This is a genomic window from Streptococcus sp. oral taxon 061 (assembly GCF_013394695.1).
Lineage (GTDB): Bacteria > Bacillota > Bacilli > Lactobacillales > Streptococcaceae > Streptococcus.
Genome location: NZ_CP058258.1, coordinates 774784 through 797662 on the forward strand (window position 1 = coordinate 774784; position 22879 = coordinate 797662).

Sequence of the window (22879 nt, forward strand, 5' to 3'; positions counted from 1 at the left end):
CAAGAATTTTTATTTTTAAAATGAAAAATCTGTGATATAATGGAGGAAGATTAATTGAGGAGGACCTTATGGCATTAGCAAAAATTGTATTTGCCAGTATGACCGGTAATACTGAAGAAATCGCAGATATTGTAGCAGATAAATTAAGAGAATGTGGTTTAGATGTCGATGTTGATGAGTGTACAACAGTTGATGCTTCTGACTTTTTAGAAGCAGACATCGCCATTGTGGCAACTTATACTTATGGTGATGGAGAATTACCAGACGAAATGATGGACTTCTACGAAGACCTAGCAGACCTCAACTTGAGCGGTAAAATCTATGGTGTAGTCGGATCAGGTGATACTTTCTACGATGAATTCTGTAAAGCTGTTGATGACTTCGACCGAGTATTTATCGCTACTGGAGCTGAAAAGGGTTCAGAGTGCGTCAAAGTAGACCTATCTGCAGAAGAAGAAGATATTGAACGTTTGGAGCAATTCGCAGAAGAATTAGCTGCTAAAGTTGGATAATATAATGTTGCACTGATTGGGTAAGTCAGTGCAGTTTTTATTAACCAGGATTAGGATTTTACTAGCCTATTTAGTGCTTTTTTGGTACAATAATTCAAATAAAAAGGAGACTCAATGGATTTAGATATTATTAGACAAGAAATTGATCAAATTGATGACCAAATCGTAAGACTCTTAGAAGAAAGAATGCATCTAGTTGAGGGTGTAGTTGCTTATAAAAAGTCTACAGGAAAACCAATCTTGGATACTAAAAGAGAAGAAGCCATTTTTGAGAAAGTCAGAAATCGCGTCAGCAATAAAAAATACGAAGAAACGATTGTTGTAACTTTTTCAGACATTCTCAAACGTTCACGTGATTATCAGGATAAAACAATCAAATGAAAAAAGAAAAATTTTACCCTTTAGGAATCTTTCTAGCTGGTATGCTGGGAGGAATTATGCGTTTTCAGATTTCGAGATGGTTGCCATCTAGTCCAGACTTCCCTTGGGGAACACTAGTAGTCAACTATTTTGGGATTTTCTGCTTAGTCTATCTTGTGAAAGGTTATCTGGTTTCTAAAGGAAGTAGTAAAGGTGTCGTTCTAGCGCTTGGAACTGGGTTCTGTGGTGGATTAACGACATTTTCTAGTCTTATACTAGACGCTGTGAAAATGCTGGACACAGGACGATACATTAGCTTGCTTGTGTACCTAGTTTTAAGTGTCGGCGGAGGACTTTTATTGGCCTATTGTCTAGGGAGGAAGAAATGGTAGTATTTTATCTAGCACTTGCTTGTGGACTAGGTGCCCTTGTGCGTTATTTCTTTTCTCGCTATAATCAAAGGTCAATAATGCCACTAGGAACTCTTATTGCCAATCTAATCGGTTGTTTTTTGATCGGTTTATTCTACAATCATGTGGAGTCTAAAGAAGTCTATCTTATTCTTGCAACTGGTTTTTGTGGTGGCTTGACCACGTTTTCAACCTTGAATGATGAACTCCAAAGACTGCTCAATGACAAGAAGACATTTTATAGTTATTTACTTGTGACTTACTTGGGTGGTTTGCTTGCGATTTTTTTGGGAATTTTGCTTTAAATTTCTTTACTTTTTCTAGGAAATTTGATAAACTGTATCTTGTGTGTAATGGACGCACAAAAATACAGTTTATCCGCTGAGGAAGTTTCCTCAAGATTGACAAAGATAGGAGAATAAAATGAATCCATTAATCCAAAGCTTGACTGAAGGTCAACTTCGTACAGATATCCCTTCATTCCGTCCTGGTGACACTGTTCGTGTACACGCGAAAGTTGTCGAAGGTAACCGTGAACGTATCCAGATTTTTGAAGGTGTTGTTATTGCACGTAAAGGTGCTGGCATCTCAGAAAACTACACAGTTCGTAAAATCTCTAACGGTGTAGGTGTTGAACGTATCTTCCCAATCCACACTCCACGTGTTGAAAAGATCGAAGTTGTTCGTTACGGTAAAGTACGTCGTGCGAAATTGTACTACTTGCGTGCTCTTCAAGGTAAGGCAGCTCGTATCAAAGAAATCCGTCGTTAATTCGATGAACAAAAACTCTGCTCATACGGCAGGGTTTTTCTCTAGCTCCCTTAGTTCAATGGATATAACAACTCCCTCCTAAGGAGTAGTTGCAGGTTCGATTCCTGTAGGGGGCAGAACTAGAAATAAAAACACTGGATAACCAGTGTTTTTTTGTTTGAGATGATGAAGAAATATCGTCAATTGGGGCTAGTAAAAAATAGTAAAATATTCCAGATTTAGCATATAATGGTTTGATTTTTTAGGAGCGAAGGAGTAAAATATAGTTAATATAATGAATGGTTAGGAGTTTTATTATGAATGGTTTAGTTTTAGGATTGGATATTGGTATTGCTTCAGTAGGTGTAGGTATTCTAAAAAAAGAAACTGGTGAGATTGTACATTCGAATTCTCGACTTTTTCCAGCTGCAACAGCTGACAATAATGTTGAAAGAAGGGGCTTTAGAGGTGGGAGAAGATTAACTCGTCGAAAAAAACATCGTAGTGTTCGGCTTCATGATTTATTTGAAGACTTTGGTTTGTTAACTGATTTTTCTAAGGTGTCCATTAATCTAAATCCTTATCAATTTCGTGTACAAGGGTTGGATAATCAATTAACTAATGAAGAGTTGTTTATTGCTTTAAAGAATATTGTTAAGAGACGTGGCATTAGCTATTTGGATGATGCTTCTGAGGATGGCGGTACAGTATCGTCTGATTACGGTAAGGCAGTTGAAGAAAATAGAAAATTACTTGCTGAACAAACCCCTGGTCAAATCCAACTAAATCGCTTCGAAAAATATGGTCAGGTTAGAGGGGATTTCACTGTTATGGAAAATGGTGAAAAACGCCGTTTGATAAATGTGTTTTCAACTTCTGCTTATAGAATAGAAGCTGAAAGAATTCTTAGAAAACAGCAAGAATTCAATAAAAAGATTACAGATGGGTTTATAGAGGATTATCTAACAATTCTCACGGGAAAGAGAAAATACTACCATGGGCCGGGTAATGAAAAGTCACGGACCGATTATGGACGTTTTAGAGCAGATGGAACTACCCTAGATAATATTTTTGGTGTTTTAATTGGTAAATGCACATTTTATCCTGATGAATATCGTGCTTCAAAAGCTTCCTATACTGCTCAAGAGTTTAACTTACTAAATGATTTAAATAATTTAACAGTTCCAACAGAAACCAAAAAATTGAATGAGGAACAAAAGAAGATAATTGTCGAGTATGCGAAGACAGCTAAAACATTAGGAGCTTCAACACTATTGAAGTACATCGCTAAATTAATTGGTGCTTCAGTTGATCAGATACATGGATATCGCATTGATTCTAATAAAAAACCTGAGATGCATATTTTTGAAACCTATCGGAAAATGCAATCATTAGAAACAATCAGGGTGGAAGAATTACATAGAAAGGTCTTAGATGAGCTTGCCCATATTCTAACTTTGAATACTGAGAGGGAGGGGATAGAAGAAGCAATTAACGCGAATCTAAAAGATACATTTAGTCAGGATCAAGTACTTGAATTGGTTCAATTTAGAAAAAATAATAGCAGTCTATTTAGTAAGGGATGGCATAATTTTTCTCTAAAACTCATGATGGAGTTGATTCCAGAATTGTATGAGACTTCGGAAGAACAAATGACAATTCTTACTCGATTAGGAAAACAAAAATCTAAAGAGACATCAAAACGAACCAAGTATATTGATGAAAAAGAATTAACAGAAGAAATCTATAACCCTGTCGTAGCAAAATCTGTCAGACAAGCTATAAAGATTATCAATGAAGCAACTAAAAAATATGGTATCTTTGATAATATCGTTATTGAAATGGCACGTGAAAATAATGAAGAAGATGCAAAGAAAGAGTATATCAAACGTCAAAAAGCAAATATAGACGAGAAGAATGCAGCTATGGAAAAAGCGGCTTTCCAATACAATGGGAAAAAAGAATTACCAGATGACGTTTTTCATGGACATAAGGAATTGGCTACTAAGATTCGTTTATGGCACCAACAGGGTGAAAAGTGTCTTTATACTGGGAAGAATATTCCAATTGCAGATTTAATTCAAAATCAATATAAGTACGAAATCGATCATATTTTACCTTTGTCTCTTTCTTTTGATGATAGTTTATCTAATAAAGTCTTGGTACTAGCTACATCAAACCAAGAAAAAGGACAACGTACACCGTTTCAGGCTTTAGATAGTATGGATGATGCATGGTCATACAGAGAGTTCAAAACATATGTAAAAGATTTAAAATTACTGAACAATAAGAAGAAAGATTATCTTTTAACGGAAGAAGACATTAGTAAGATTGAGGTGAAACAGAAGTTTATCGAACGAAATTTAGTAGATACTCGGTATTCTTCTCGAGTTGTTCTAAATGCACTGCAGGATTTTTATAAGGAGCATCAATTCGATACAACTATTTCAGTGGTACGTGGACAATTTACTTCACAGCTTAGAAGAAAGTGGGGACTTGAAAAATCTCGTGATACCTATCACCATCATGCTGTAGATGCTTTGATTATCGCTGCATCTAGCCAATTAAGATTATGGAAAAAGCTTAATAATTCTTTGATCTCTTATAAGGAAGAACAATTCGTGGACTTAGAAACAGGAGAAATTATTGCATTAAGTGATGATGAATACAAAGAGTTAGTATTCAAAGCTCCATATGATCATTTTGTTGATACATTGAAGTCCAAGAAATTTGAAGATACCATACTATTCTCATATCAAGTAGATTCAAAATATAACCGCAAAATTTCAGATGCAACCATTTATGCAACAAGAAAAGCGAAATTAGATAATGATAAATCTGAAGAAACTTATGTTCTAGGTAAGATTAAAGATATATATAGTCAATCGGGATATGATGTATTCATTAAAATTTACAACAAAGATAAAAGTAGATTCTTAATGTATCACAAAGATCCACAAACATTTGAGAAGGTAATTGAAGAGATTTTAAGAACCTATCCTTCTAAAGAATTGAACGATAAGAATAAAGAAGTTCCTTGCAATCCTTTTGAGAAATATAGACAAGAAAATGGACCAATCAGAAAATATAGTAGAAAAGGTAATGGTCCGGAAATTAAAAGTCTGAAATATTATGATAAGAATATTCCAGAATCATTTATTAATATAACTCCTTCTAATAGTAAAAATAAAGTAATCCTACGTCAATTAAATCCTTGGCGAACAGATGTCTATTTTAATCATCAGACGGAGAAGTATGAGTTACTTGGATTAAAATATGCAGATCTACAATTTGAAAAGAAGACTGGTAATTATTCTATAACTATTGATAAATATAATGAAATTAAAGAAAAAGAAGGAGTTAGCAAGCAATCAGAATTTAAATTTACATTATATAAAAATGACTTACTTTTGATTAAAGATACCAAAAATAATGAGAAACAAATTTTTAGGTTTTTATCGAGAACAATGCCTAATCAAAAAAACTATGTAGAATTGAAGCCTTACGATAAAGCTAAATTTGATGGAAATCAAGAGTTGATGACAATTTTTGGGAATGTTGCTAAAGGGGGACAATGTATGAAAGGATTGAACAAGTCAGATATTTCCATTTTTAAAGTTAAAACAGATGTTTTGGGGAATAAACATTTCATCAAAAAAGAGGGTGAAGAACCAAAACTCAAATTTTAAAAAAATATTTTTAAAAAAAGAGTTGCAAACGCTTTTACAATGTATTATAATAGTAACTGTAAGGGACGCCTTACACAGTTACTTAAATCTTGCAGAAGCTACAAAGATAAGGCTTCATGCCGAATTCAACACCCTGTCATTTATGGCGGGGTGTTTTCGTTTTGTAAAGAGGATATAAATAATGACTTGGAGAATTGTACATGTTTGTCAGAGCGAGAAAATGCAATTAAAATTAGATAATCTTTTAATAAAGAAAATGGGTCAAGACTATGTTATCCCACTGAGTGATATTTCTATTATTGTAGCAGAGGGAGGAGAAACAGTTGTAACTCTAAGGTTGTTAAGTGCCTTAAGTAAGTATAATATTGCTTTAATTGTCTGTGATAATGAGCATTTACCAACAGGGATTTACCATTCACAAAATGGCCATTTTAGAGCCTATAAAAAGTTACAGGAACAATTATTGTGGACGCAGGAGCAAAAAGATAAATTATGGCAAATAGTGACCTACTTCAAAATAAATAATCAGCAAGATGTTCTCTCGATGTTTGAGAAAAATATTGATTGTATTCAGCTATTGGCAGATTATAAAGATCATATTGAATTTGGAGATAAAACCAATCGCGAAGGACACGCTGCAAAAGTTTATTTCAATGAATTATTTGGAAAGAAATTCGTTCGTCTTACCCAACAGGAAACTGATGTTATTAATGCAGGCCTAAATTATGGCTATGCGATTATGAGAGCGCAGATGGCGCGTATTATTTCTGGGTATGGGCTAAATCCCTTAATCGGAATTTTTCATAAAAACGAATATAATCAATTTAATTTAGTAGACGATTTAATGGAACCTTTTAGGCAGATTATTGATGTTTGGGTTTACCAAAATCTACGGGATGAAGAATATTTAAAATATGAGTTCAGATTAGCCTTAACTGATACACTGAATGCAAAAATTCGTTATGGAAAAGAAACTTGTTCTGTAACGGTAGCAATGGATAAATATGTTAAGGGGTTTTTAAAATGTATTTCGGATAAGGATACGAGTAAATTCTACTGTCCGATCGTTTCTAGTGTAGAATGGAGCTGAAGTAATGAGGTATGAAGCATTGAGGTTATTGTGTTTTTTTGATCTTCCTATGGATACGAATCAAGAAAAAAGAATCTATCGTAATTTTCGGAAAGATTTAATTGCTAATGGTTTTGAAATGTTGCAGTTTTCAGTTTATTATAGAACATGTCCAAATCGAAGTTTTGCTAGTAAATTCTATAAAAAATTAAGCCAAAGTAATTTACCTAGTGGGAATGTCCGTTTATTAGCAGTAACTGAGAAACAATTCTCTGAAATGATTTTGATCATTGGTGGGAAAACAAAACAAGAAGAAGTGGTCAGCGATAATAAGTTGGTAGTTATATGAAAATGAATATCAGTCATCCATACAAGGACAATATTACATTGAGTTTTGGACAATTTACTCAAGTTGTTGGCCAAGATCAACAATTAAAGTACTATATTTGGCAAATCCTGTTATGGTATTTTGGAGGAAAAAAATATAGTGAAGAAGACTTAGTCCTATTCGAACAAAATGAACCTAAAATCTTAATAGACGATACGGTGGTTTCCCGTTCGGAATTCAGGGTGATCCAACTATCGAATATTAATGATCTAATCGAGCAGATGGAGTATAAAAAAGGAACGATAGCTTATGATTATCTAAAGAAAAAGATTAATACAGTGGAGATGATGGAGCAAATTGAAAATATCAATGATCATCTAGATAGGATTTCCTTGCTGTTGAATCAGAATTTGAATCTACAACTAGATGGTATTAATTATCATACAGAAGCGAAATATTTTAATGCAGACCAATTGATCCAAAAAAATTTTCTACCCTATTTTGGACAGAACGATAAAAATATATCCTTTGAATTTGTTGATAATAAGACAAAGTTTTTATTATTTCTTTCGATGTTGCAAGTAGTGATTACTGATCAATCTGAAAAGGTATTGCTTGTTCTCCGAAATATGGATGATTATTTATCTTATAAGGAATTTGTTGGGTGTTGCGAACAATTAGAACGATTAACCAATAATCATAGCAACCTGTTGTACACAATCTCTTTTCCTTCAAATGAAGGTTATCTTCATGTCACGAAAGAAGTACTGGAGGAGATTAATATTGTTTCAGATTTCGTTGAACATTTTTATTCGTTAGAATTTATGTACGAACGTTTTACTAATAAATATCCAATAAATCAAATACCTAATAAACAAGAGTTTTTATCATCTTTAAGGAAGATTGGACCTTATTTATTTAGTTCTGACATTCTTCATATGAGTTTATCAATTGAGGATCAAGTAGCATTGAGATTATTAAACAATTTGTACCAGTATGAAATGAAAATAAAATTCCGTATTGAACCAGTCAACACAATGTTATTGAAGTATTTAGAAGAATAGTATTGACTAGTTAAGTCTAAGACTTTATAATGGTTTTGAGCTACAAAAACCAAAATTGACGAATTTGAGGTTTTTGTACTCTCAAGATTTAAGTAACTGTACAACTACAAATTCCATATTCTACCTCCTTTCCCAGTTTTTGTACTCTCAAGATTTAAGTAACTGTACAACCGCAATTGGACAAGTATCTCTTATCCGTGGGTTTTTGTACTCTCAAGATTTAAGTAACTGTACAACTACCGCAGATTTAGCACGAGTAAGCGCACCGTTTTTGTACTCTCAAGATTTAAGTAACTGTACAACCTGAAATGAGTACAGGCTTAGAATTTTTTATGTTTTTGTACTCTCAAGATTTAAGTAACTGTACAACCTTATTGATTACAACAGACGAGCGTTTCACGTTTTTGTACTCTCAAGATTTAAGTAACTGTACAACTGAAGAGGAGTCAAGTGTTTATACTAGCAAGTTTTTGTACTCTCAAGATTTAAGTAACTGTACAACTGTCTTGCTGGGCCAGAGTATCTAGCAATAGTTTTTGTACTCTCAAGATTTAAGTAACTGTACAACCATTGACTACTTGGAACGCTCTTACACCGTGTTTTTGTACTCTCAAGATTTAAGTAACTGTACAACTTATTATCATTTGTAGTCCATGCACGCATGTTTTTGTACTCTCAAGATTTAAGTAACTGTACAACCTGAAGCACCAGAAGAAATAGTTGCAATCGTTTTTGTACTCTCAAGATTTAAGTAACTGTACAACCTTATTATGAAGTGTCCGATTCCCTGTATAGTTTTTGTACTCTCAAGATTTAAGTAACTGTACAACACTGCTGTATTATCTAACGGTCTGCAAATAGTTTTTGTACTCTCAAGATTTAAGTAACTGTACAACGACTTCTATCTTGAGATTTGAAATAGCAGCGTTTTTGTACTCTCAAGATTTAAGTAACTGTACAACAAAGTCAGTCGTAAAAATCATTAGAGATTTGTTTTTGTACTCTCAAGATTTAAGTAACTGTACAACTCTTATCAGTCCAACAGCACAGATTATGATGTTTTTGTACTCTCAAGATTTAAGTAACTGTACAACAAATGGGATTAAACCTATATAAAATTGACGGTTTTTGTACTCTCAAGATTTAAGTAACTGTACAACAAATACTTGAAATTGAGTTTTAACATTGTAAAAACCGCTCAGTAGAGCGGTTTTTATGTAATCGTATTTTTTACAAGACCCAAGTACGGATAGCATGGGCTACACCAGATTCATCATTTGATTTAGTGATGTATTTGGCGATTTTTTTGAGTTCGGGGTTTCCGTTTTCCATAACAACGGGGTTACCAACGACTTCTAGCATAGCACGGTCATTTTCTTCATCCCCGATAGCCATAGTCTCATCTTTTGTTAATCCTAGTTTTTCAGCCAGATGTGTAATAGCTGAGCCTTTGTCTACACCTTTTTTGAGAAGTTCTAGGTAGAAAGGGGCAGATTTGTTGATAGAGTAGCGCTCGTAAAATTCTGCTGGAATCTTTTCAATAGCAGCATCGAGAATTTCTGGTTCGTCGATAAACATACATTTGACGATTTCTTTATCAGCCATCTCTTCAGGTGTACGATAAAAAATTGGCATGCTGACGAGGGTTGATTCGTGTACGGTGTATTTTCCGATATCACGATTGGCTGTATAGATACCATCCTTGGTAATAGCATGCATGTGGACTCCCAGTTTACGACTGAGAAATTCCATATCTAGATAGTCCTCGTAAGTTAAGGATTCGCTGATAATCTCATGGCCATTAGCAGTTTCTTGGACAAGGGCACCGTTGAAGGTCACAACATAGTCCCCTTCGTCTCTCAATTGCAATTCGTTAAGAAGTTTAGCAACACCTGCAATAGGGCGTCCTGTTGCAATGACAACCTTGACTCCAGCTGCTTTGGCATCTTGGATAGCTTCAAAAACTTCGGGAGTAATCTCTTTTTTGCTATTAACTAGGGTACCATCGATATCGACGGCGATTAGTTTTATACTCATAAATTTCCTCTATTATTTCTTATCTGGGGTAAAATGATCATTCTCAATCAAATGTGAAAATTGTTGAATGATAGTAGTGAAAATACTGTTTTGCTTAAGCATTTCTTTAGGGAAGTAGAAGCGGTTGTCACCATGACGGCTTCCTGCAAGAGATTGAACGATAGGAGATAGGCTAGAAAGCTCAGCCAGCTCACCATTCTTTTGGACAATCTCAATTTGTGTTCTAGGATTTTCAGACTCTGGTCGATAAATATCGTAAGGAAGGTCAAAATTCTTGTGGATAGCAGTATAGTAGTTGGGGTCAAAACCAATTTCTTCTACGAAATTCCGCATGATTTCAAGCTGATCTTGGTTGTTCTCAGAAAAAGTAATAGATTTAAAGACCTTACGGTTGATAAAACGTTGCGAAAGATCGGCTAGAATTTTATCTGTACTAGTCATCCAGAGTTGGAAATAGGTATTCATAACCCCGTCGTCAAGTGCAAGATAGTCAGACAAGCTAACGTTTTTCTCAAAAAATGGTAGTAGATGGGGTGATGTAAGGGCAAAGAAGTCCTTATTTTCAGGATAGAGCTCCTTGGCACGTTTCAAAAGATTTTGCAGAAGAACCTCCATAGCTCGTGTGGCTGGGTGGAAATATACCTGCATATACATCTGGTAACGACTGAGGACATAATCCTCGATAGCGTGCATCCCATTACGCTGAAAGGCGATTCCATTTTCAACAGGACGAATAACACGAAGGATACGAGTCAGATCAAACTGGCCATAAAAAGCACCGGTAAAGTAGGAGTCGCGAAGGAGATAGTCCATGCGGTCCGCATCAATCTGACTAGAAATCAGTTGAACGACCTGTTTGTTGGGATAAGTGTGGTCGATAACACTGGCTACCTTCTTAGGAAAGTCAGGAGCGACCTGCAAAAGAACCTGGTGAATCTCTGTTTCAGGGTTTTGGATTATTTCCTGAGTAATTGCCTCATGGTCAGTATCAAAAAGATTTTCAAAAGTATGCGAATAGGCACCATGTCCAAGGTCATGTAGAAGGGCTGCAGTCATGGTTAAGAGGGATTCATTCGAATTCCACTCCTCAGGATATTTCTCCTCAAATATCTCAGTGATTTGACGGGCAATTTCGTAGACACCCAAACAGTGAGAAAAACGACTATGCTCTCCACCATGGAAAGTATAGCTAGATGTCCCTAACTGTTTGATGCGACGAAGTCGTTGAAATTCTTTGGTATTGATCAAGTCGTAAATGACCTGATTGTTAACGTGGATATAGTTGTGAACAGGGTCACGAAATACTTTTTCATTCATAAGACCATTATAGCAAATTCCGTGGCTTTTTGGTAAAATAGTAGGGATAAGTGAGAAGAAAGAGGAACTCTTGTGAAGATTAGAATGAGAAATACTATCCAGTTCGATGAACAATTGGAAGTAATCGACCAACTTTATGATGTAGAACTACGTGAAAAGGGAGATTTTTCTTATCTCCTTTTCTACAATGAAGAGCAAGAAAAAGTTGTGATTAAGTTTCAAGAAGAAGAGCTCGTCATGACGCGCTTCTCAAATCCCAAGACTATCATGCGTTTTCTGAAGGATTCCGATAGTTTAGCCTATATTCCAACACCTATGGGTATGCAGGAGTTTATCATTCAAACCAGCCACTATGAAGTTGGTGAAGAGAAGATTGAACTAGCCTATAAATTGCAAAACAAAGAAGGAGTTCCATTTGCGGACTACCGTTTAGAAATTACTTGGGGATAAGAATAAGGTTGGCGAAAGCCAACCTTATTTGATATAGAGTTCTTGATTTTTTAAGACGATCTCCCGTACACTTGCAAATTTCTTCAGCTTTTTGAGGTCTTCTGGATGTGTCACGAGGGTAATAACATAGCCTTCTTTGCCCATACGTCCAGTACGTCCAGCGCGGTGAGTGTAAGTTTCCATATCTCTAGGGATATCAAAGTTAACCACACATTCCAAGCTATCGATGTCGATACCACGAGCTAGAAGGTCTGTCGCAAGAAGTAGAGTCAGTTGATTATCTTTGAACTTTTCTAAGATAACTTTTCTAAATTTAACGTTGACATCGCTCGCAAGCGAAACAGCTAAAATATCACGATACTGCAATTTTTCCTCAGCGCTTCCAAGGTCTGACAAACTGTTAAAGAAGACGAGTCCACGGAAGTCATCGACATGTGCTAGTTTCCGAAGCATATCTACTCGGTGACGTTGGTCTACTTGCATGTAAAAGTGTTGGATGTTGTCCAACTTTTGATCAGAGAGGTCAATGGTGCGCGTGTTAGCTGCAATCTTATCTTGGTCAAACTTTGTAGTCGCACTCATATAGATGAGTTGGTGGTCACGAGGAGCGTAGTGGGTAATCTTTTCGACAAAATGGATCTGAGAATCGTCTAGCAACTGGTCAAATTCATCAAGAATAATAGTCTCCACATTCATCATCTTGATTTTTTTCAATTTGATGAGTTCAAAGATACGCCCAGGTGTTCCAATTAAAATTTCCGGCCCTTTTTTCAGGCGTTCAATCTGACGTTTTTGGCTCGAACCTGATAGAAATAGCTGAGCCGTTAGACCAATGGCCTCACCCCACGTTTTAGTGACATCGAAAATTTGTCCAGCAAGTTCGGTATTAGGTGCCAAAATTAATAGTTGTTGGGATTTTTTCTTTTGGAGTTTAAGTAAACTAGGTAGGAGATAGGCTAAAGTCTTTCCTGTTCCGGTTGGACTAACTCCGAGGAGTGATTCTCCTTCTAGAATAGGATTAAACAGTTGTTCTTGAATGGGAGTGAATTCTTGGAAACCTAGTTGGTCAATCAATTTTTGCCATTCGTTTGGTAGTTTCGTTTTCATTTTTCTGCCTCAAATCTAATGCCAGCATCTTGTCGCATGGTATAAAGTACTTGATGAACATCTGTTGCATCGGTAAGCCATCGCTGATAGAGAGTCTGGTCTGGTTGGTTAATCATATGTGCAAAAGCAGCGACTTCCTCTGTCATAGTGTGAGGTGCCTGCTGGATAGGAAGTTGAAGTTCATTTCCTTGATGGTCTATAAAAACAGCTGATTGGATATGCTCGATTGTATTAAGTGTCAAGGTTCCATCAGTAGTATAAATCTCACAAGGAAGATTAGAAGTGATATTCTTTCCTGCTTTGATATGCACTTGATAGTCAGGATAGGAGAGGATACCGTCTCCGTTTAGATCAATACTGTTGTCTAGTTGCTGAGCTTGATAGGTTGCACGATTTGGCTTTCCAAATAAGCGAATAGCAGCGTAAAGCGGATAAATTCCTAAATCCATAAGCGCACCACCAGCAAAACGATCTGAGAAAACATTTGGTGTCTGTCCAGCAAGGAGATCAGGCATTTTTGAAGAGTACTTTGCGTAATTGAGGTCGGCCCCTAAAATATGTTTGTCTGCAAGAAAGTCTTTAATTGTGGCAAAAGCATCTTCATGGTAGTTACGTGCCGCTTCAAAGATAAAACATTGATGCTCCTTGGCTGTTTGAACTAAATCCTGCCATTCATGTGGTTGGGTAACAGCTGGTTTTTCAAGGATGACATGTTTTCCAGCAGATAAAACCATCTTTGCCTGACTATAATGCAATGAGTTCGGACTAGCGATATAAACCACTTCGAATGAATCATTAAAGAAATCATTTAGCTGATCAAATAGCTTAACGCCTTGATACTGTTCAACAAACTTTTCTGCGGTTTCTATTTTTCTAGAATAGACTGCACTCAGTTGAAATTTCCCGCTAGTATGGGCAGCCTCTAGAAAATGATGGCTGATTGAACTAGTTCCTATGATACCAAGTTTTAGCATAGTTACTCCTTTTCCACAAGTAATGATTGATTTCATTATATCATAGAAAGAGCCAACTCGTTACCTTGAGATAATTCTTTTGCTTTGATACTTCGAAATTTCTAGAAAAAATGGTACAATAGTTACAGTAAATTTAGGAGTTTAGTATGAGATTATTACCTATGAGAAAAATTTCTCGTCATTCAAAAAGATTGGCGCTTTTTTTGACTTTTTGTGCAGGCTATGTAGATGCCTATACATTTATTGTAAGAGGGAATACCTTAGTCGCTGGGCAAACGGGGAATGTTGTATTTCTATCAGTCGGAATCGTTCAGAGAAATTTGGCTGATGCTGAAATAAAGATATTGACACTTTTATCTTTCATGTTAGGCGTTTTTTTGCTTACGATTTACAAGGAAAAACTTCGCATTGTTAAAAAACCCATTCTATCACTTGTTCCATTAGCTATTTTATCATTGATAATCGGCTTTATTCCATTGAGTGTTGATAATTTGTTTATTGTTCCTCCTCTGGCTTTTTGTATGGGTCTCGTTACAACAGCTTTTGGAGAGGTTTCTGGAATTGCCTATAACAATGCCTTTATGACGGGAAATATTAAGCGAACTATGTTGGCTTTTGGTGAATACTTCCGGACCAAGCATACAGCCTTTTTGATGGAAGGATTGATTTTTGTGAGCCTACTTGTTAGTTTCATTCTAGGAGTAGTATTTTCAGCTTACTTAACGATTATCTTCAACGAAAAAACAATTTTAGGTGTCCCTATCATGATGAGTATTTTTTATCTAAGTATGGTTTTATCTTCTTTGCAAAAAAAAGTCTAATAAAAGGCTGAATTTTGAGTGAAAATACTTGTCAAAAAATCGGAATCATGCTATACTTGTAGAGTTGACTATGCACATTCCTGTGCAACCGCACGAACATCGTCGCTTGATATTCAAGTATAAGTGGTTCGTCCCACGATGCTAGGCGAGTCTTCACAAAAATTCGGGGAAACCCCAAAAAATCATAGGAGGTGCATGATGAGCACATACGCAATTATCAAAACTGGCGGAAAACAAGTTAAAGTTGAAGTTGGTCAAGCAGTTTACGTTGAAAAATTGAACGTTGAAGCTGGTCAAGAAGTTACTTTTAACGAAGTTGTTCTTGTTGGTGGTGAAAACACTGTTGTCGGAACTCCACTTGTTGCTGGAGCTACTGTTGTTGGAACTGTTGAAAAACAAGGAAAACAAAAGAAAGTTGTTACTTACAAGTACAAACCTAAAAAAGGTAGCCACCGTAAACAAGGTCACCGTCAACCATATACTAAAGTTGTCATCAACGCAATCAACGCTTAATTTTAAGGAGAACACATGATACAAGCAGTCTTTGAGAGAGCCGAAGATGGCGAGCTGAGGAGTGCGGAGATTACTGGACACGCCGAGAGTGGCGAATACGGCCTAGATGTCGTGTGTGCATCGGTTTCTACGCTTGCCATTAACTTTATCAATTCCATTGAGAAATTTGCAGGCTATGAACCAATCTTAGAATTAAACGAAGATGAAGGTGGCTATCTGATGGTTGAAATTCCAAAAGATCTTCCTTCTCACCAGAGAGAAATGACACAATTATTCTTTGAATCATTTTTCTTAGGTATGGCAAACTTGTCGGAGAACTCTTCTGAGTTCGTCCAAACCAGAGTTATCACAGAAAACTAACACGGAGGAAAACATTATGTTAAAAATGACTCTTAACAACTTGCAACTTTTCGCCCACAAAAAAGGTGGAGGTTCTACATCAAACGGACGTGATTCACAAGCGAAACGTCTTGGAGCTAAAGCAGCTGATGGACAAACTGTAACAGGTGGATCAATCCTTTACCGTCAACGTGGTACACACATCTATCCAGGTGTAAACGTTGGACGTGGTGGAGACGATACTTTGTTCGCTAAAGTTGAAGGCGTAGTACGTTTCGAACGTAAAGGTCGCGATAAGAAACAAGTTTCTGTTTACCCAATCGCAAAATAAAAAGGTCTAGTGAACCTTTTTATCCCGAGCCTTGAAATAAAAAGGCGAGGTTGCTAAATAAGCATTAAATAAGGCTTTCCGAGTTTTCGGGAAGCTTTTTTTATAAATAAAAAGCAGTGATAGACGAACTGATAAAATTTAACCTAAAACTAGTAGAAATTACTTGAGAGATTAGCAATATATTTCATTTATACTGATAGATAATAAGAAAGAAATATGGTATAATATAGGGTAAGACCTTATGAATAAATAGTGAAAGAGTATATAGTAACTAATGAAAAAAATTGTCATTAACGGTGGACGCCCATTAAAGGGTGAGATTACCATTAGCGGAGCAAAAAATAGTGTAGTAGCTCTGATTCCAGCTATTATTTTGTCAGATGATGTAGTTATTTTGGATTGTGTTCCAGATATCTCTGATGTCGCTAGTTTGGTTGATATTATGGAAATTATGGGTGCTAGTGTTAAGCGCTATGATGACGTTTTAGAAATTGATCCTCGTGGTGTTCAGAATAAACCAATGCCATATGGTAAGATCAATAGTCTTCGAGCATCCTATTATTTCTACGGTAGTCTTCTTGGTCGTTTCGGTGAAGCAACAGTTGGTTTACCTGGTGGATGTGACTTGGGTCCTCGTCCGATTGATTTGCACTTAAAAGCCTTTGAAGCTATGGGAGCAAAGACAACATACGAGGGAGATAATATGAATCTCTCAACTAATGGTTCAAAGTTACAAGGCGCAAGTATTTATATGGATACTGTCAGTGTCGGAGCAACTATTAATACGATGCTTGCAGCAGTAAAAGCTAAAGGACGTACAGTCATTGAAAATGCTGCTCGAGAGCCTGAAATTATTGATGTAGCTACTTTGTTAAATAATATGGGAGCTCATATTCGTGGTGCAGGTACGGATATGATTACTATTGATGGTGTTGAGTCCCTACATGGCACGCGCCATCAAGTTATTCCAGACCGTATCGAAGCTGGTACTTATATTTCTTTGGCGGCTGCGGTAGGTAAAGGGATTCGTATCAATAATGTACTTTACGAGCATCTTGAAGGCTTTATTGCTAAGCTTGAAGAGATGGGAGTTCACATGACTGTTTCTGAAGATAGTATCTTTGTTGAAGAGCAAAAAAATCTAAAAGCTGTTAATATCAAGACTGCTCCATATCCAGGATTTGCTACAGACCTTCAACAACCGATTACCCCTCTTTTGTTGAAAGCTGAAGGACGAGGAACACTGATTGATACCATTTATGAAAAACGTGTCAACCACGTCTTCGAATTAGCTAAAATGAATGCAGATATTAGTACCACGAATGATCACATTATCTATAAAGGTGGGAATCCTCTACATGGTGCAAGCGTAAGAGCTACAGACTTACGTGCAGGTGCAGCTTTGGTTATTGCTGGTCTAATGGCTGAAGGTAGAACAGAGATTACCAGTGTTGAGTTTATTTTACGAGGATACTCAAATATCATTGAGAAATTACGTAAGCTTGGAGCAGATATTGAGCTAATCGAAGATTAGCAATTCGAGGATAACAATGAATATCTGGACAAAATTAGCAATGTATTCTTTCTATGAGACGGAACGTTTGTATTTCCGTCCATTCTTTTTTACAGATGTAGATGACTTTCATCAGTTAGCATCAGACCCTGAAAATCTTCAATTTATTTTTCCTACGCAAGCTAGTATTGAAGAAAGTCAATATGCTCTTGCTAACTACTTTATGAAATCACCTTTGGGTATTTGGGCCATTTGTGATAAAAAAACAGAAAAAATGATTGGAGCAATTAAGTTTGAAAAACTGGACGAAATTAGAAAAGAAGCAGAGATTGGCTATTTTTTGAGGAAAGATTTTTGGTCTCAGGGATATATGACTGAAGCTGTTAGCAAATTGCGGGATTTATCCATGACAGAATTTGACTTAAAGCAACTATTTATTGTAACGCATCTGGAAAATAGCGCCAGTCAAAAAGTTGCGCAAAAATCAGGCTTTGTTCTATCTCGTCGTTTTAAAGGTAGTGACCGCTATACTCGTAAGATGCGGGATTATCTAGAATTTCGCTATACAAAAGGAGAGCTAAATGAGTAAACACCAAGAGATTTTAGCTTATTTAGAAGAATTACCAGTCGGAAAACGGGTTAGCGTTCGGAGTATTTCCAATCGCTTGGGAGTTAGTGATGGTACGGCTTATCGTGCTATCAAAGAGGCTGAAAATAGAGGTTTAGTTGAAACACGTCCTAGAAGTGGGACTGTTCGAGTAAAGTCAAAAAAAGTTGCTATTGAAAGATTGACCTTTGCAGAAATCGCAGAGGTCACTGGTTCGGAAGTTTTAGCTGGTCAAGCTGGTTTAGATAGAGAATTCAGTAAATTCTCCATTGGAGCCATGACAGAAAAGAATATTCTTTCTTATCTTCATGATGGCGGTCTACTTATTGTCGGTGACAGAACACGGATTCAATTATTGGCACTTGAAAATGAAAATGCAGTCCTGGTAACCGGTGGATTTGAAGTTCATAAAGATGTTTTGAATGCTGCTGATAAGAAAAATATTCCAGTATTACGTAGTAAACATGATACATTTACCATTGCAACCATGATTAACCGAGCTTTGTCAAATGTTCAAATCAAAACCGATATTTTAACAGTTGAAAAGATTTATCGTACTAGTCATGAATATGGTTTTTTACAGGAAACAGATACTGTAAAGGATTATTTAGACTTGGTTCGAAAAAATAGATATAGTCGTTTCCCTGTTATCAATCAGCATAAGGTTGTTGTGGGCGTTGTAACCATGCGAGATGCTGGAGATAAATCACCAGGTACAACCATTGATAAGGTTATGACAAGAACAGTCTATATGACAGGCTTAGCAACAAATATTGCTAACGTGAGCCAGAGAATGATTGCAGAAGATTTTGAAATGGTACCCGTTGTGAGGAGCAATCAAACCTTGCTAGGTGTCATTACTAGACGGGATGTCATGGAAAAAATGAGTCGTTCTCAGGTTTCAGCACTCCCAACATTTTCAGAGCAGATTGGCCAGAAATTATCTTATCATCATGATGAGGTTGTCATTACAGTTGAACCGTTTATGCTTGAGAAAAATGGTGTCCTTGCAAATGGTGTCCTTGCAGAAATCTTAACCCATATGACTCAGGACTTGGTCGTTAATAGTGGGCGTAACCTGATCATTGAACAGATGTTGATTTACTTTTTACAGGCTGTTCAGATCGATGATATCTTGCGAATTCAGGCTAGAATTATTCATCATACGAGAAGGTCAGCCATTATTGACTATGACATTTATATCAATCATCAAATCGTATCAAAAGCAAATGTTACTGTAAAAATTAATTAAAACTAGGAGAAAACATGATTACATTAAAATCAGCTAGAGAAATCGAAGCAATGGATAAGGCTGGCGATTTTCTTGCCAGTATTCACATCGGTTTGCGTGACATCATCAAACCAGGCGTAGATATGTGGGAAGTAGAAGAATATGTGCGTCGTCGTTGTAAAGAAGAAAATTTCCTTCCACTACAAATCGGTGTTGATGGGGCAATAATGGATTATCCTTATGCCACTTGCTGTTCACTCAATGACGAAGTAGCCCATGCTTTTCCACGCCACTATATTTTGAAGGAAGGCGATTTGCTGAAGGTTGATATGGTCCTTGGTGGGCCAATCGCTAAGTCTGACCTCAATGTTTCTAAACTCAATTTTAACAAGGTTGAGCAGATGAAAAAATATACTCAAAACTTTACGGGCGGCTTGGCTGATTCTTGTTGGGCATACGCTGTTGGCAAACCGTCAGAAGAAGTTAAAAACTTAATGGACGTGACCAAAGAAGCTATGTACATCGGTATTGAAAAAGCTGTTGTAGGGAACCGTATTGGTGATATTGGAGCTGCCATTCAGGAATATGCTGAAAGTCGTGGTTATGGTGTTGTACGTGATCTTGTAGGACACGGTGTTGGGCCAACCATGCATGAAGAACCAATGGTTCCTAATTATGGTGTAGCTGGTCGTGGTCTCCGTCTTCGTGAAGGTATGGTTTTGACAATCGAACCTATGATTAATACAGGTGATTGGGAAATCGATACAGATATGAAAACAGGATGGGCTCACAAAACTATCGATGGTGGACTATCATGTCAGTACGAGCATCAGTTTGTTATTACTAAAGATGGACCTGTAATCTTGACAAGTCAAGGTGAAGAAGGAACTTATTAAACAAAAAAGGGAGCTGAGCTCCTTTTTTAATTCGTTAAAGTTGAAATTAAATTTGCGTAGCAGATATCTTACAAACGTTTTCTTTTATAGTAAAATAAAAGATGACTATATGAAAGAAGGTTCTTAATTGGAAAGTATTATATTTTTTATCTCTGTGTTTTTAGCTGGTGTCTTGTCATTCTTTTCGCCCTGCATTTTTCCCTTGTTACCAGTCTATGCAGGTGTTTTATTAGATGATCAAGAACAGTCAAAAACATTTCGTTTTTTAGGTAAAGAGGTTGCCTGGTCAGGATTAATTCGGACACTCTGTTTTATCGCAGGTATCTCTCTGATTTTCTTTATTCTAGGGTTTGGAGCAGGATTTCTCGGAAACTTACTCTATGCTGATTGGTTCCGTTATGTTATGGGTGGTATTATTATCATACTAGGCTTACATCAGATGGAAATCCTTCATTTACGAAAACTAGAGTTCCAAAAAACAGTAACATTTAATCAAAAACAGTCTAGTAAATATCTATCAGCCTTTTTATTAGGTATCAGCTTTAGCTTTGGTTGGACTCCATGTATTGGTCCAGTTTTAAGTTCTGTTTTAGCACTGGCTGCCTCGGGAGGAAATGGAGCTCTTCAGGGGGCCTTATTAACCCTTATCTATACTCTCGGAATGGCGCTTCCATTTTTAGTATTGGCCTTAGCATCAGGTCTTATTATGCCCTATTTTAGTAAAATCAAATCTCACCTCCTCTTATTGAAGAGAATTGGTGGTTTACTGATTATCCTCATGGGAATTTTATTAATGTTGGGACAGTTAAATGTCTTATCAGGAATATTAGGATAAAAGGAGTTATCTATGAAAAAAATAATCTATTTTGGACTTAGTTTCTTATCTATCTTTCTTTTGATTGCTTGTGGTAAGCAAGGGAAGGAATCAAGTCAGCAAACTCAAACGAGTCAAACACAACAGCAAGCAACTGTTAAACAGGTGGCTGTAGGAGCCGAAGCACCGGATTTTACGCTACAATCTATGGATGGAAAAGAAGTCAAGCTATCTGATTTTAAAGGTAAAAAAGTTTATCTAAAATTCTGGGCCTCTTGGTGCGGACCTTGTAAAAAGAGTATGCCTGAACTAATGGAACTAGCTGCAAAAGAAGATCGTGATTTTGAAATTTTATCTGTTATTGCACCAGGTCTTCAAGGCGAAAAAACCATAGACCAATTTCCAAAATGGTTTGAGGAGCAGGGCTATAAGGATATACCAGTCTTATATGACACTAAGGGAACAACCTTCCAAGCCTATCAGATTCGAAGTATCCCAACTGAATACCTAATTGATTCAAATGGTAAAATTGCTAAGATTCAATTAGGTGCAATTAGTAATGCAGATGCGGAAGCAGCTTTTGCTCAGATGGATTAACGAAATAAAAAATGTCTAGACTTAACTGTCTAGACATTTTTTTAAAAATCTAATTTAATTAGTTTTTAGAAGCAGCTTGGAATTCAGGGTTTTTCCATGCTTCGTCAATAATTTCTTGCAATTCACGAGCAGAAGCTTGCATTTTTTGTGTTTCAGCGTCGTTCAATGGGATGTTAACTGGGCGAACGATACCATGTGCACCAACGATAGCTGGTTGACCGATAAAGACGTTTTCAACTCCGTATTGTCCTTCTTGGAAGACTGAAAGTGGAAGTACGGCATTTTCATCATCAAGGATAGCTTTTGTGATACGAGCAAGAGCAACTGCGATACCGTAGTATGTAGCACCTTTTTTGTTGATGATTGAGTAAGCAGCGTCACGAACTGAGATGAAGAGTTCAACAAGGTCAGCTTCATTTAAGTCGCGGTTAGCTTGCAACCATTGCTCCAATTTAACACCGGCAACGTTAGCGTGTGACCAAACGGCAAATTCTGAGTCACCGTGCTCACCCATGATGTAGGCGTGAACTGAACGAGCATCAACGCCAATAGTTTCAGCAAGCGCTTGACGGAAACGAGCTGAGTCAAGTGAAGTACCTGAACCGATAACACGTTCTTTAGGGAATCCTGAGAATTTCCAAGTTGAGTAAGTCAAAATGTCAACTGGGTTAGCAGCAACAAGGAAGATACCGTCAAAACCAGACGCAACAACTTGTTCAACGATTGATTTGTTGATAGCAAGGTTTTTACCAACAAGGTCAAGACGAGTTTCACCTGGTTTTTGTGGAGCACCAGCAGTGATAACTACAAGGTCCGCATCCGCACAGTCTTCATACTTAGCAGCATAAATTTTCTTAGGCGAAGTAAAAGCAAGCGCGTGGCTAAGGTCTTCAGCATCACCAACTGCTTTTTCAAACAATTGAGGAATTTCAATGATACCAAGTTCTTGAGCAATACCTTGGTTAACAAGAGCGAAAGCGTAAGAAGAACCTACGGCACCGTCACCAACGAGGATAACTTTTTTGTGTTGTTTAGTAACTGTCATTTGTCTAAACATCTCCTTTGTTTTATTCAGGGGGATTCCCCATTTGATTTCATTCTATCACTTTTGCTAAGCTTTGTCACGGATATACCTTCGGGATAAATATGT

The 22879-nt window shown here is 36.7% G+C and carries 25 protein-coding genes, 1 tRNA gene, 1 CRISPR repeat array and 1 other annotated feature; of the genes, 21 read left to right on the top strand and 5 right to left on the bottom strand.

Annotated elements, in window-relative coordinates:
* The first annotated feature begins 68 nt into the window (after window positions 1-68).
* The 10 genes from HW271_RS03825 to csn2-St all read left to right on the top strand — a co-directional run bounded on the left by HW271_RS03825 (window position 69) and on the right by csn2-St (window position 8182).
* Entirely contained in the window at window positions 69-512 is a 444-nt protein-coding gene (locus tag HW271_RS03825) for a flavodoxin (RefSeq protein ID WP_006148652.1), read from the top strand.
* A 114-nt stretch (window positions 513-626) separates the two neighbouring features.
* Window positions 627-893 carry a chorismate mutase gene (locus HW271_RS03830; protein WP_178894913.1) on the top strand — a complete coding sequence of 89 codons (267 nt, stop codon included), beginning with the start codon at window positions 627-629 and terminating at the stop codon, window positions 891-893.
* Window positions 890-1264, top strand: a complete 375-nt coding sequence (gene crcB, locus HW271_RS03835; RefSeq protein ID WP_178894914.1) for a fluoride efflux transporter CrcB — start codon at window positions 890-892, stop codon at window positions 1262-1264. Before HW271_RS03830 ends, crcB (HW271_RS03835) begins: the two co-directional genes overlap by 4 nt.
* Window positions 1258-1587, top strand: a complete 330-nt coding sequence (crcB, locus tag HW271_RS03840) for a fluoride efflux transporter CrcB (RefSeq protein WP_178894915.1) — start codon at window positions 1258-1260, stop codon at window positions 1585-1587. Before crcB (HW271_RS03835) ends, crcB (HW271_RS03840) begins: the two co-directional genes overlap by 7 nt.
* Window positions 1588-1705: 118 nt before the next feature.
* Window positions 1706-2053, top strand: a complete 348-nt coding sequence (gene rplS / locus HW271_RS03845) for a 50S ribosomal protein L19 (RefSeq protein WP_001068669.1) — start codon at window positions 1706-1708, stop codon at window positions 2051-2053.
* Between the two features lie 44 nt (window positions 2054-2097).
* Window positions 2098-2169: transfer RNA gene (locus HW271_RS03850), tRNA-Arg, on the top strand.
* Window positions 2170-2349: 180 nt separating this feature from the next.
* Window positions 2350-5721, top strand: a complete 3372-nt coding sequence (gene cas9 / locus HW271_RS03855; RefSeq protein WP_178894916.1) for a type II CRISPR RNA-guided endonuclease Cas9 — start codon at window positions 2350-2352, stop codon at window positions 5719-5721.
* A gap of 181 nt (window positions 5722-5902) precedes the next feature.
* Window positions 5903-6811, top strand: coding sequence for a type II CRISPR-associated endonuclease Cas1 (gene cas1 / locus HW271_RS03860; protein WP_178894917.1), 909 nt, complete (start codon window positions 5903-5905; stop codon window positions 6809-6811).
* A gap of 4 nt (window positions 6812-6815) precedes the next feature.
* Window positions 6816-7139: a CRISPR-associated endonuclease Cas2 gene (cas2, locus tag HW271_RS03865; protein WP_178894918.1), complete on the top strand. Its 324-nt coding sequence runs from the start codon at window positions 6816-6818 to the stop codon at window positions 7137-7139.
* Window positions 7136-8182, top strand: coding sequence for a CRISPR-associated protein Csn2-St (csn2-St, locus tag HW271_RS03870; protein ID WP_178894919.1), 1047 nt, complete (start codon window positions 7136-7138; stop codon window positions 8180-8182). The genes cas2 and csn2-St overlap by 4 nt, the downstream gene beginning before the upstream one ends.
* Before the next feature lie 69 nt (window positions 8183-8251).
* A CRISPR array of direct repeats spans window positions 8252-9342; the repeat unit is 36 nt; unit sequence GTTTTTGTACTCTCAAGATTTAAGTAACTGTACAAC.
* Window positions 9343-9412: 70 nt separating this feature from the next.
* Here the strand turns inward: csn2-St and yidA are convergent.
* Complete coding sequence (yidA, locus tag HW271_RS03875) at window positions 9413-10219, bottom strand: sugar-phosphatase (RefSeq protein ID WP_178894920.1); 807 nt, start codon at window positions 10217-10219, stop codon at window positions 9413-9415.
* A gap of 12 nt (window positions 10220-10231) precedes the next feature.
* Complete coding sequence (locus HW271_RS03880; RefSeq protein WP_178894921.1) at window positions 10232-11536, bottom strand: HD domain-containing protein; 1305 nt, start codon at window positions 11534-11536, stop codon at window positions 10232-10234.
* A 72-nt stretch (window positions 11537-11608) separates the two neighbouring features.
* Here HW271_RS03880 and HW271_RS03885 point away from each other — a divergent pair, with 72 nt between their 5' ends.
* On the top strand, window positions 11609-11986 hold the full coding sequence (locus HW271_RS03885; RefSeq protein WP_178894922.1) for a DUF1934 domain-containing protein: 378 nt from the start codon (window positions 11609-11611) through the stop codon (window positions 11984-11986).
* Window positions 11987-12010: 24 nt separating this feature from the next.
* On the opposite strand, the gene HW271_RS03890 is transcribed toward HW271_RS03885, so the two are convergent.
* On the bottom strand, window positions 12011-13093 hold the full coding sequence (locus HW271_RS03890; protein WP_178894923.1) for a DEAD/DEAH box helicase: 1083 nt from the start codon (window positions 13091-13093) through the stop codon (window positions 12011-12013).
* Window positions 13090-14067 carry a Gfo/Idh/MocA family protein gene (locus HW271_RS03895; protein ID WP_178894924.1) on the bottom strand — a complete coding sequence of 326 codons (978 nt, stop codon included), beginning with the start codon at window positions 14065-14067 and terminating at the stop codon, window positions 13090-13092. Before HW271_RS03895 ends, HW271_RS03890 begins: the two co-directional genes overlap by 4 nt.
* A gap of 146 nt (window positions 14068-14213) precedes the next feature.
* Between HW271_RS03895 and HW271_RS03900 the strand changes: the two genes are divergently transcribed.
* The 10 genes from HW271_RS03900 to sdbB all read left to right on the top strand — a co-directional run bounded on the left by HW271_RS03900 (window position 14214) and on the right by sdbB (window position 21729).
* Window positions 14214-14888, top strand: a complete 675-nt coding sequence (locus HW271_RS03900) for a YoaK family protein (RefSeq protein WP_178894925.1) — start codon at window positions 14214-14216, stop codon at window positions 14886-14888.
* 76 nt (window positions 14889-14964) lie between these two features.
* Window positions 14965-15051: a sequence feature (ribosomal protein L21 leader region), on the top strand.
* 35 nt (window positions 15052-15086) lie between these two features.
* The gene (gene rplU / locus HW271_RS03905; protein ID WP_000109141.1) at window positions 15087-15401 is read left to right on the top strand and encodes a 50S ribosomal protein L21; all 315 of its coding nucleotides are present in this window, start codon (window positions 15087-15089) and stop codon (window positions 15399-15401) included.
* A 15-nt stretch (window positions 15402-15416) separates the two neighbouring features.
* Window positions 15417-15761: a ribosomal-processing cysteine protease Prp gene (locus HW271_RS03910; protein WP_000613699.1), complete on the top strand. Its 345-nt coding sequence runs from the start codon at window positions 15417-15419 to the stop codon at window positions 15759-15761.
* A 16-nt stretch (window positions 15762-15777) separates the two neighbouring features.
* Window positions 15778-16071 (top strand): 50S ribosomal protein L27, encoded by a 294-nt coding sequence (gene rpmA / locus HW271_RS03915; protein ID WP_000916509.1) that lies wholly within the window; start codon window positions 15778-15780, stop codon window positions 16069-16071.
* A gap of 274 nt (window positions 16072-16345) precedes the next feature.
* Window positions 16346-17605 carry a UDP-N-acetylglucosamine 1-carboxyvinyltransferase gene (locus HW271_RS03920; protein ID WP_178894926.1) on the top strand — a complete coding sequence of 420 codons (1260 nt, stop codon included), beginning with the start codon at window positions 16346-16348 and terminating at the stop codon, window positions 17603-17605.
* Window positions 17606-17621: 16 nt separating this feature from the next.
* Window positions 17622-18173, top strand: coding sequence for a GNAT family N-acetyltransferase (locus HW271_RS03925; RefSeq protein ID WP_178894927.1), 552 nt, complete (start codon window positions 17622-17624; stop codon window positions 18171-18173).
* Window positions 18166-19443 (top strand): CBS-HotDog domain-containing transcription factor SpxR, encoded by a 1278-nt coding sequence (spxR, locus tag HW271_RS03930; RefSeq protein ID WP_178894928.1) that lies wholly within the window; start codon window positions 18166-18168, stop codon window positions 19441-19443. The genes HW271_RS03925 and spxR overlap by 8 nt, the downstream gene beginning before the upstream one ends.
* 14 nt (window positions 19444-19457) lie before the next feature.
* Window positions 19458-20318 (top strand): methionyl aminopeptidase, encoded by an 861-nt coding sequence (locus HW271_RS03935; protein WP_178894929.1) that lies wholly within the window; start codon window positions 19458-19460, stop codon window positions 20316-20318.
* Window positions 20319-20445: 127 nt separating this feature from the next.
* A complete protein-coding gene (gene ccdA2 / locus HW271_RS03940; RefSeq protein ID WP_178894930.1) occupies window positions 20446-21153 on the top strand; it encodes a thiol-disulfide oxidoreductase-associated membrane protein CcdA2 in 708 nt (235 codons plus the stop codon).
* A gap of 12 nt (window positions 21154-21165) precedes the next feature.
* Window positions 21166-21729 carry a thiol-disulfide oxidoreductase-associated lipoprotein SdbB gene (gene sdbB / locus HW271_RS03945; protein ID WP_178894931.1) on the top strand — a complete coding sequence of 188 codons (564 nt, stop codon included), beginning with the start codon at window positions 21166-21168 and terminating at the stop codon, window positions 21727-21729.
* A 58-nt stretch (window positions 21730-21787) separates the two neighbouring features.
* Here the strand turns inward: sdbB and HW271_RS03950 are convergent, their stop codons facing one another.
* Window positions 21788-22774 carry an L-lactate dehydrogenase gene (locus HW271_RS03950; protein WP_045614994.1) on the bottom strand — a complete coding sequence of 329 codons (987 nt, stop codon included), beginning with the start codon at window positions 22772-22774 and terminating at the stop codon, window positions 21788-21790.
* Window positions 22775-22879: the final 105 nt, after the last annotated feature.

What these genes read in the sequence shown, in the direction of transcription:
- cas9 (WP_178894916.1), top strand. Translation starts at nt 2,350, where the DNA reads ATGAATGGTTTAGTTTTAGGATTGGATATTGGTATTGCTTCAGTAGGT.
- HW271_RS03935 (WP_178894929.1), top strand. Translation starts at nt 19,458, where the DNA reads ATGATTACATTAAAATCAGCTAGAGAAATCGAAGCAATGGATAAGGCT.
- HW271_RS03880 (WP_178894921.1), bottom strand. Translation starts at nt 11,536, where the DNA reads ATGAATGAAAAAGTATTTCGTGACCCTGTTCACAACTATATCCACGTT.
- yidA (WP_178894920.1), bottom strand. Translation starts at nt 10,219, where the DNA reads ATGAGTATAAAACTAATCGCCGTCGATATCGATGGTACCCTAGTTAAT.
- crcB (WP_178894914.1), top strand. Translation starts at nt 890, where the DNA reads ATGAAAAAAGAAAAATTTTACCCTTTAGGAATCTTTCTAGCTGGTATG.
- rplU (WP_000109141.1), top strand. Translation starts at nt 15,087, where the DNA reads ATGAGCACATACGCAATTATCAAAACTGGCGGAAAACAAGTTAAAGTT.
- rpmA (WP_000916509.1), top strand. Translation starts at nt 15,778, where the DNA reads ATGTTAAAAATGACTCTTAACAACTTGCAACTTTTCGCCCACAAAAAA.
- crcB (WP_178894915.1), top strand. Translation starts at nt 1,258, where the DNA reads ATGGTAGTATTTTATCTAGCACTTGCTTGTGGACTAGGTGCCCTTGTG.
- HW271_RS03830 (WP_178894913.1), top strand. Translation starts at nt 627, where the DNA reads ATGGATTTAGATATTATTAGACAAGAAATTGATCAAATTGATGACCAA.
- HW271_RS03920 (WP_178894926.1), top strand. Translation starts at nt 16,346, where the DNA reads ATGAAAAAAATTGTCATTAACGGTGGACGCCCATTAAAGGGTGAGATT.
- HW271_RS03895 (WP_178894924.1), bottom strand. Translation starts at nt 14,067, where the DNA reads ATGCTAAAACTTGGTATCATAGGAACTAGTTCAATCAGCCATCATTTT.
- HW271_RS03825 (WP_006148652.1), top strand. Translation starts at nt 69, where the DNA reads ATGGCATTAGCAAAAATTGTATTTGCCAGTATGACCGGTAATACTGAA.
- HW271_RS03900 (WP_178894925.1), top strand. Translation starts at nt 14,214, where the DNA reads ATGAGATTATTACCTATGAGAAAAATTTCTCGTCATTCAAAAAGATTG.
- HW271_RS03925 (WP_178894927.1), top strand. Translation starts at nt 17,622, where the DNA reads ATGAATATCTGGACAAAATTAGCAATGTATTCTTTCTATGAGACGGAA.
- spxR (WP_178894928.1), top strand. Translation starts at nt 18,166, where the DNA reads ATGAGTAAACACCAAGAGATTTTAGCTTATTTAGAAGAATTACCAGTC.
- rplS (WP_001068669.1), top strand. Translation starts at nt 1,706, where the DNA reads ATGAATCCATTAATCCAAAGCTTGACTGAAGGTCAACTTCGTACAGAT.
- HW271_RS03890 (WP_178894923.1), bottom strand. Translation starts at nt 13,093, where the DNA reads ATGAAAACGAAACTACCAAACGAATGGCAAAAATTGATTGACCAACTA.
- cas2 (WP_178894918.1), top strand. Translation starts at nt 6,816, where the DNA reads ATGAGGTATGAAGCATTGAGGTTATTGTGTTTTTTTGATCTTCCTATG.
- sdbB (WP_178894931.1), top strand. Translation starts at nt 21,166, where the DNA reads ATGAAAAAAATAATCTATTTTGGACTTAGTTTCTTATCTATCTTTCTT.
- HW271_RS03950 (WP_045614994.1), bottom strand. Translation starts at nt 22,774, where the DNA reads ATGACAGTTACTAAACAACACAAAAAAGTTATCCTCGTTGGTGACGGT.
- HW271_RS03910 (WP_000613699.1), top strand. Translation starts at nt 15,417, where the DNA reads ATGATACAAGCAGTCTTTGAGAGAGCCGAAGATGGCGAGCTGAGGAGT.
- cas1 (WP_178894917.1), top strand. Translation starts at nt 5,903, where the DNA reads ATGACTTGGAGAATTGTACATGTTTGTCAGAGCGAGAAAATGCAATTA.
- csn2-St (WP_178894919.1), top strand. Translation starts at nt 7,136, where the DNA reads ATGAAAATGAATATCAGTCATCCATACAAGGACAATATTACATTGAGT.